General features: G+C 63.8%; 3 protein-coding genes. 1 reads left to right on the forward strand and 2 read right to left on the reverse strand.

What is annotated here, in order from left to right:
- The coding region (locus MOV75_RS33570) for a DUF2147 domain-containing protein (protein ID WP_247007479.1) at nucleotides 1-511 on the reverse strand (511 nt) is incomplete at its 3' end.
- A gap of 141 nt (nucleotides 512-652) precedes the next feature.
- On the opposite strand from MOV75_RS33570, the gene hpnO reads away from it, so the two are divergent.
- Complete coding sequence (gene hpnO, locus MOV75_RS33575) at nucleotides 653-2,044, forward strand: aminobacteriohopanetriol synthase HpnO (RefSeq protein WP_246931775.1); 1,392 nt, start codon at nucleotides 653-655, stop codon at nucleotides 2,042-2,044.
- Between the two features lie 118 nt (nucleotides 2,045-2,162).
- Here the strand turns inward: hpnO and MOV75_RS33580 are convergent.
- On the reverse strand, nucleotides 2,163-2,733 hold a 571-nt coding region (locus MOV75_RS33580; protein WP_247007480.1), incomplete at its 5' end, for an anti-sigma factor.

Genomic DNA, 2,733 nt, shown 5'->3' on the forward strand with positions numbered 1-2,733 from the left:
CAGCTGCGACCGTCGCTCCTGTGGCTTTCGGCGCCGCGCCAGCGGACTTGGGCGCGCCCTTGGCCATGGCATTGGCGGTGCTCAAGGGGATTGGCGGGCCAACCCGGGTCCAGGTCTCGCCGCCGCAGAGGAAGCCCATCACGCAACCTTTGATCTCGAGCTGGTCGGCGCCGACAGGCGTGATGGTCGCGCTGTAGAGCTGGCCGTCCTTGGCGTTGTAGACCTGCCCTTCCCACTGATCGGCGCCGGGCTTCTTCTTCATGTCGATCAGCGTCGCCATGCCCAATGTCGGCCTGGTCTTTTTCGCGGCATCCGGGTTGTTCTCGTCGCGGCCGCCGGGCTGTTTTTCCCAGGAAACCGCGCCCCACATGCTGCCATTGCATTGGGCGACACGAATGTTGGCGACGCCATCGGCAACCCGCCAATCGCCGGTGGGATCGGCAGCGAACGCGGGGGGCAGGCAGGTGTAACCACCAGCCAGTATTATTCCGGTGTAAAGGGCCAAACGCATGATAGTTCCTCGGCAGTGCAACATGGTCTAAAGCTGTGCTTGCGAAGATGGTCCGAAAAAGGGCAAAAGGCCGCACAAACCGTTTTCAGTAACGGTCCGTTTTCAGTTGACGAAACGGCCCTCAACCGAAGTATGTAGCGGATGCACAGTCCAAATCCAGACATGTCTGAGCTATTCGCGGACCGTCAGGCCCAGCGTAGCGCCCTGCATAATCGGTATCTGAACGAGCAGTTCGTTCGGGTCCTCAAGACCATCGGCTACGATGTCGGCTTCCAGAAGGGGCAGGGGCAGTACCTCTACGACCGCGAGGGCGCGCGCTATCTCGACCTGTTGTCCGGCTTTGGCGTGTTTGCGATCGGACGCAATCATCCCGTCATGCGCGAGGCGCTCAAGAGCGTGCTCGACGCCGACCTGCCCAATCTCGTCCAGTTCGACGTCTCGGTGCTCGCCGGCGTGCTCGCCGAGCGGCTCCTGAAATACGTCCCCCATCTCGACAAGGTGTTCTTCGCCAATTCCGGCGCCGAATGCGTCGAAGCCGCGATCAAGTTCGCCCGCGGCGCGACGGGGCGCCCCGGCATCGTCTATTGCGCCCACGGCTATCACGGTCTGACCTATGGCGCGCTGTCGCTGACGGGTGATTCGAACTTCCGCACCGGCTTCGAGCCGCTGCTGCCGGGCTGCACCTCGATCCCGTTCAACGATCTGGCCGCGCTCGAAAAGGCGCTGGCCTCGCGCGAGGTCGCGGCCTTCGTGGTCGAGCCGATCCAGGGCAAGGGCGTCAACATGCCCACCGACGAGTTCCTGCCGGGCGCGGCCGCGCTCTGCAAGAAATACGGCACGCTGTTCGTCGCCGACGAGATCCAGACCGGCATGGGCCGCACCGGCCGCTTCCTTGCGGTTGAGCACTGGAACGTCGAGCCCGACATGGTGCTGCTGTCGAAGTCGCTGTCGGGCGGCCACGTCCCGGTCGGCGCGGTGCTGACGCGCAAGGCCATCTTCGACAAGATCTTCAACCAGATGGACCGCGCCGTGGTGCACGGTTCGACGTTCTCCAAGAATGATCTGGCGATGGCCGCAGGCATTGCCACGCTCGATGTCATGGAATCGGAGAAGCTGATCGAGTCCGCCGCCAAGCGCGGCGCCGAGTTGCGCCTGGCGCTGACGCGCATGGTGCCCGGCTACGAGCTGATGAAGGAAGTGCGCGGCAAGGGCCTGATGATCGGCGTCGAGTTCGGTCCGCCGAAGTCGCTGCGGCTGCGCGCCTCCTGGAATGTGCTGGAGGCGGCCAACAAGGGCTTGTTCTGCCAGCTCATCACCGTACCGCTGTTCAAGGACCACAAGATCCTCACGCAAGTCGCCGGCCACGGCAGCCACACCATCAAGCTGCTGCCGCCGCTTACCATCACCGAGGAAGACTGCGGCTGGATCGAGAAGGCGTTCGACGACGTCATCGCCGGCAGCCACAAGGTCCCCGGCGCGATCTGGTCGCTCGGCAAGACGCTGGTGGACAACGCAGTGAGGCGGTCGGCGTAGTTTCGCCGATCCGTCTCAACGCTCGTCATTGCGAGCGAAGCGAAGCAATCCAGAATCGTTCGCGGAAAGATCCTGGATTGCTTCGTCGTTACGCTTCTCGCAATGACCGCGAAGCCGTCTACCCCTCCACATTCGCCTTCATTGCCGCCTCGAACTTGTCGACGAATTCGGCGAGCTCGTCGGCGCCGATGTCGCTGACGGCCCAGAAGTTCAGGCCGCGCTCGCCCCAGCGGCGGCAGTTGAAACCCTGCATGGTCTCGGTCTTGGGCGCACGGTGTTCCGCGTTCGATGTTTGCGACACGAACAGATTGACGACGTGTTGCCGTCGCTTGTAGACGACCGCGCCGATGGCGCGGGCGTCGATATAGTCGAGCCGGCCGCCGACCAGCGTGAAACCTTGCGCGGTGAGATCGATCACGGGTGGGGCGACGTCGAGCTTGCCGTTGAACCACGGCTTGACCGTATGTTGATCGGTCGAGACCACATCGGTGAGATGACCGGCCTGAAGCGAGCGCAGATGCGCGGAGACCACCTCCGACAGGATACGCTGCTGGTCGTCCTGGCGCAGCACCAATGCGACGATGCCTGTTGCGGCCAGTGCAGAGACCGCCGAGCCCATCGCAAAGCCGCGCAGCACGGAGCGGCGGGTCGGTTGCTGGCGCTGCGGCTGCGGCAACGAGGCCTCGATC

Source organism: Bradyrhizobium sp. PRIMUS42, from assembly GCF_023006515.1.
Lineage (GTDB): Bacteria > Pseudomonadota > Alphaproteobacteria > Rhizobiales > Xanthobacteraceae > Bradyrhizobium.